This is a genomic window from Phyllobacterium sp. (assembly GCF_037994405.1).
GTDB lineage: Bacteria > Pseudomonadota > Alphaproteobacteria > Rhizobiales > Rhizobiaceae > Phyllobacterium.
Genome location: NZ_JBBNAN010000329.1, coordinates 1 through 5056, shown reverse-complemented (window position 1 = coordinate 5056; position 5056 = coordinate 1). Strand labels below are relative to the sequence as shown.

The following is a 5056-nucleotide window of genomic DNA, read 5'->3' as shown; positions in this document are numbered from 1 at the left end:
GGCGGCACCAACAGCAGACCCGAACACATCAAGGCTGTTGCCGAGGCAAGCCTCAAGAGGCTGAAGACCGACCGCATCGATCTGTTCTACCAGCACCGCGTGGACCCGGCAGTTCCGATCGAGGATGTCGCAGGTGCGGTCAAGGACCTGATCGACGCCGGCAAGGTGAAGCACTTTGGCCTTTCGGAGGCGGGTATTCAGACAATCCGGCGCGCTCATTCCGTCCAAAAGGTCACCGCCGTCCAGAGCGAGTATTCCCTGTTCTGGCGCGGCCCTGAAACGGAGCTGCTTCCTGCGCTTGAAGAACTCGGCATTGGTTTCGTACCGTTCAGTCCGCTCGGCGCTGGCTTCCTGACGGGCAAGATCGACGAGAACACGACGTTCGATGCCACGGACTTCCGCAATCTGGTCCCGCGCTTCACGCCCGAGGCGAGAAAGGCGAATTTCGCACTCGTCGATCTATTGAAGTCGATCGCGGAACGGAAGGCTGCAACGCCTGCCCAGATTGCCTTGTCGTGGCTGCTTGCACAGAAGCCCTGGATCGTTCCGATCCCCGGCACCACCAAGCTGCACCGCCTTGAGGAAAACCTTGGCTCCATCGACGTCGCGCTTTCGGATGCCGATCTGCAGGAAATCGACAAGGCGCTCGCCGGGATCGAAGTCAAAGGGGAGCGGCTTCCGGAAGCTGTCCTCAAGATGACTGGTCTTTGAATTGAGCACGCAACGGGCAAAGGGCAGTTTCAAAACCGCGCTGATGGCGTTGCCGTTTTTGTTGGACCCCGTGTTGGCTGACGCGGGAGAAACCCGACGAACTGCATCCCAGGTCACAGACAATGACGCACAGGTGACGGCGCAAAGCCGTCACCTGTCGGCGAACAGCACGATCGGAGACGTTCTTTCCCATCCGGCTTTCGCAACATTCGGTCGCCTGATCCTTCCCTGGGACGGTCGGGGATACGGCGATCGCCAGCCGCTCAGCGATATTGCCAGCCTGTTGCCCTATCACAGCCATGTGGACACCCTGAGCGTTCTCGGCGGCATCAATCGAATGATCGACGACGTGGCCGACGGTCGTAAAGTCTTCTACGACATCTACTCCGAGGCAGAGAAGCGTGCAGACCCCACGAAGGAAAACGCGGGACTGTTCTTTTTCCGGGGCGAACCCGGAGCGCCTTTCGCGATCGTCGCGCCAGGCGGCGGCTTCGCCTATGTCGGCTCGGTCCATGAGGGATTTCCCTATGCGACAGAGATCAGCAAGCTCGGCTTCAACGTCTTCGTCATTCGGTACCGTGTCGGGCAAGGCGGAAAGGCTCCAACCGAAGATCTCGCCACAGCGATCTCCTATGTCTTCAAGAACGCCAAGTCGCTCGATGTCGCAACCGACGGGTACTCGCTCTGGGGTAGTTCGGCTGGCGCGAGGATGGCTGCGGCTATCGGATCGCATGGGGTCGCCGCGTTCGGAGGTGCCGCGCTGCCGAAGCCTGCAGCGGTCGTGATGGCCTACACCGCGCACTCCGACGTCTCGAACGACGAACCGCCGACATTTGTCGTTGTCGGGGCCGACGACGGTATAGCCCCGCCCTCCAGCATGGAGAAGCGCATCGCCGTTCTGCGCGAAATGGGCACTCCGGTCGAATACAGAAAATACCCCGCGCTTGGCCACGGTTTCGGCCTTGGCGTGGGCACCAGCGCGCAAGGCTGGATAACCGATGCGACCGAATTTTGGAAACGATCAAGGGATCGCCGCGGGAAACACCCGTGACCACGCGTGCCTTTGCGAGGCCGCCAGGCCGACCACATCACATTTTCACAACGAGAGGATCACGAAAGATGACCACAAAACGAGAACTGGAAGTCAACCGTCGAGGACTGCTGCTGGCAGCGGGGACGTTCGCCGTGGCGGCAAATGTCAGTGGAGCTCATGCCCAGACGGCAGGACAGCAAGGCAGTTCCGCAGACACGACCCTATCTGAAACCGGACGACGGAAGCTCGGCTCCCTCGAAGTGTCCAGTGTCGGCCTGGGCGTTCAGAACATGAGCCGCACGTACCAGCAGACCATTCCCACGCGCGCTGAGATGCACAACATCATCCGGACTGCGTTCGAGCGGGGCCTCACCTTTTACGATGCGGCGGAGGCTTACGGTCCGCACGAAGTCGAAAGGATTCTAGGAGAAGGGATCGAACCCTTTCGCGATCGGGTCGTCATCGCTTCCAAGTTCGGCTGGAACATCGATCTCGAAACGGGAGAGCGCCGTCCGGGTCTCAATAGTCGCCCGGAACACATCAAGGCGGCGGTCGAGGGCATGTTGAAGCGGCTGCGCACCGACCGTATCGATCTCCTCTACCAGCATCGTGTCGATCCGCAGGTGCCGATCGAAGATGTCGCCGGCGCGGTCAAAGACCTGATGTCGGAAGGCAAGGTCCTGCACTGGGGTCTATCCGAAATGGGCCTGAATACTCTTCGCCGCGCGCATGCCGCGCTGCCCCTAACCGCCGTGCAAAGCGAGTATTCGATGCTGTGGCGCGGCCCCGAGAACGGCGCGATCCCGGTTTGTGAGGAACTCGGCATAGGCTTCGTGCCATGGAGCCCTCTCGGCGTCGGCTTCCTCAACGGCGCGATAGACGCGAGAACACGCTTCGCTCCAGGAGATATCCGCGGCATCGAATCCCGGTTCTCTCCTGAAAACCTTCCCAAAAACCTGGCGCTCGTTGAACTGTTGAAAGTCTGGGCGGAGCGGAAGGATGCCAGACTCGGGCAAATCGCGCTGGCGTGGCTGATGGCCCAGAAGCCATGGATCGTGCCGATCCCTGGGACAACCCAGATGGCGCACATGATCGAGAACATCGGCGCGTCCGAAATCCGCTTCACCCCGTCTGAACTTGCAGAGCTGAACGCTTCGGTGAATTCGATCAACATCGAGGGTGCAAGGCTGCCGGATGCCGTTCAGGTATTCTCCGACGTGGAAGCCCCTGCAAGGTCTTGATCACATACCCGCCTGTATGAAAACGGCCCAATGCGCAGTGTCCGCATTGGGCCGACTGCCCAAACGACAGACTGTTGCTCGGCATGAAGGATAGCATCAGTGAGTTTGAACTGGGCATTTTACACAGCCGGATGATCGAGGCGGCCAGATCCAAAGCGCGGCGGGGTGAACTGCGATACACGCCGCCTATGGGATTCATCTGGCACTGCTGATTGGGGCTGGGATTTGACCCGGATATTCGGGTGCAGGAGGTCATCCATCTGATCTTCCGCAAATTCCGTGAACTCGGAAGTGCTCGGCAGGTACTGTTATGGATGTCGGCAGAGAAGATCCACTTTCCGCGTCCCTCGGAGGGTATCCGCCTCGTTTCCTTCGAATGGCGTCAAGTGCGTTACAGTAATGTGATTGGCGTGCTGAAGAACCCCTTCTATGCGGGAGTTTACGGCTATGGCAAAACTGGCAAGCGTGCCGAGGTGATCGATTGGCGGGGGCATGTCACGTACAAGAACCGCAAAGCGCTTGAAGACTTGGATGTTTTGCTCAAAAATCATCACGAAGGATACGATTGGGCAGAGTTGGAGCGCAATCAGGTGCAACTGAGCCACAATGCATACGGCGCCTCTGGAGGAACAAAATCAGGGCGTGGAGGCGGCGCGCTTTTGGTCGGCGTGCTGTCCTGCGCGCGCTCGGAGCGCAACGCTTTCATTGCGGCCAGCGTACCAGCTTCGTCAGCCTCGATTAGTCGCGAATAACCCACAATGTCGGCGGCGAGAATTGCAACCAGCCGCCGCTCGGCAAGATCTACGCCCATGACCCCCTCTCCAGCAAGGTGAAGAAAGCCCCGCTATTGGGTCCTTCGGTCGACGGCAACACCCAACGTCTTTCGGGCTTCCGGAATTCTACTCCCGTTTCTTCCTCGCTGCGAGCAGGGTCTTTTGAAAGCTCGAAGCCGAGCTATGCGTTAATTGCCCGATTAAGGAGCGTTAGAGGCTGCGTCCGGCGCGATCGCAGACGACGAATAGTCATCAACATCGACTGCGAGCTGTAAATTCTCTGAAATATTAGATATTTAAAGATCAGTCTTGATGCCAAGCATCAAACGAAGCAGCCTTATTGCATCTGCGGCTTCCAACATGACTGTCCTTATTTCATCCACATATTTCAAATCGATGTGCTCGGCAAATTGCTCGATTTTGATGGCAAGATCGCATCCCGAGAATTTCATCTCCACGCCCGAAAATGCAAGGAGTTGACGGTACGTTGCGATCAGCTTGGCGGCGTCGCGAAGAATCGCCTGCGTTTCTGCCCGTGAGATATCCGTTGTGCCATTTGCCTGTCCCACGAGCGTTGAAATGATCCCCGCATTAGTTGCCATTAGCGCTCCATATCTGACACGTCTCCCGAGTGGGACAGGACCGGAGCGTATCTCCCGCGATCTCCCATAGGGTCGCATCCACGCCAGAACATCAGAACATTTGATGAGAGGTATCGATCCATGCCACTGCATCTTCCAGGTGGTGAATTTCATCGGTTCTCAGGTACAAGTTGACCATTATCAGCGCGGCTGAAGCAACAACGCGTATCAGGTTGGCGGAAACGGCCACGGCTTATTGAACACCTCGCCCATCATTGTGTCGAGTAAGGCGATAGGCGAGTCCGCTCCATCATTCTAGCTAGCTGAGAATTCCCCTGCATCTCTTCCCTTGGCAAGAGGCTTACGCAACAGCGGGACTTGCCCAGGATGCGATGTATCTGGCTCGGCCCGATACCTAGGACGCTCGCGGCCGACCAATAGGATCCAGACACACTACGATGCGGCTTCGTGGATCACGGATATTTCGCGAACTTAAGCAAAGGGAAATATCGATGGCAGAAGACCTTCCAAAGGAGCCGTTTGCTTTCTAACACTCCGACCGCGCGTTTCTTTGCTGGAGACGCCCGATTTGAAGCATCGCAAACTTTGGACCGGGTTTTAGGCTACGAAGATTGAACCATGAGAATGATTATTTCGCGATCTGGACGGTCCTTGGGTCTGATCGACGTACGACCTTGGTTCATCAATTGTTCGACC

Annotated in this window: 4 protein-coding genes and 1 pseudogene; 4 read left to right on the top strand and 1 reads right to left on the bottom strand. The window is 57.7% G+C overall.

Going from position 1 to position 5056, the window contains the following annotated elements:
- The 4 genes and pseudogenes from AAAC48_RS18230 to AAAC48_RS18215 all read left to right on the top strand — a co-directional run.
- On the top strand, nt 1-711 hold a 711-nt coding region (locus tag AAAC48_RS18230), incomplete at its 5' end, for an aldo/keto reductase (RefSeq protein ID WP_340655542.1).
- A gap of 73 nt (nt 712-784) precedes the next feature.
- Nucleotides 785-1762, top strand: coding sequence for an alpha/beta hydrolase (locus AAAC48_RS18225; RefSeq protein WP_340655541.1), 978 nt, complete (start codon nt 785-787; stop codon nt 1760-1762).
- A gap of 68 nt (nt 1763-1830) precedes the next feature.
- Nucleotides 1831-2985, top strand: coding sequence for an aldo/keto reductase (locus tag AAAC48_RS18220; protein WP_340655540.1), 1155 nt, complete (start codon nt 1831-1833; stop codon nt 2983-2985).
- Between the two features lie 59 nt (nt 2986-3044).
- Nucleotides 3045-3671, top strand: a pseudogene (locus AAAC48_RS18215) (recombinase family protein); the annotation flags it as partial.
- A gap of 383 nt (nt 3672-4054) precedes the next feature.
- Here the strand turns inward: AAAC48_RS18215 and AAAC48_RS18210 are convergent.
- Nucleotides 4055-4360: a hypothetical protein gene (locus AAAC48_RS18210; protein ID WP_340655539.1), complete on the bottom strand. Its 306-nt coding sequence runs from the start codon at nt 4358-4360 to the stop codon at nt 4055-4057.
- Nucleotides 4361-5056: the final 696 nt, after the last annotated feature.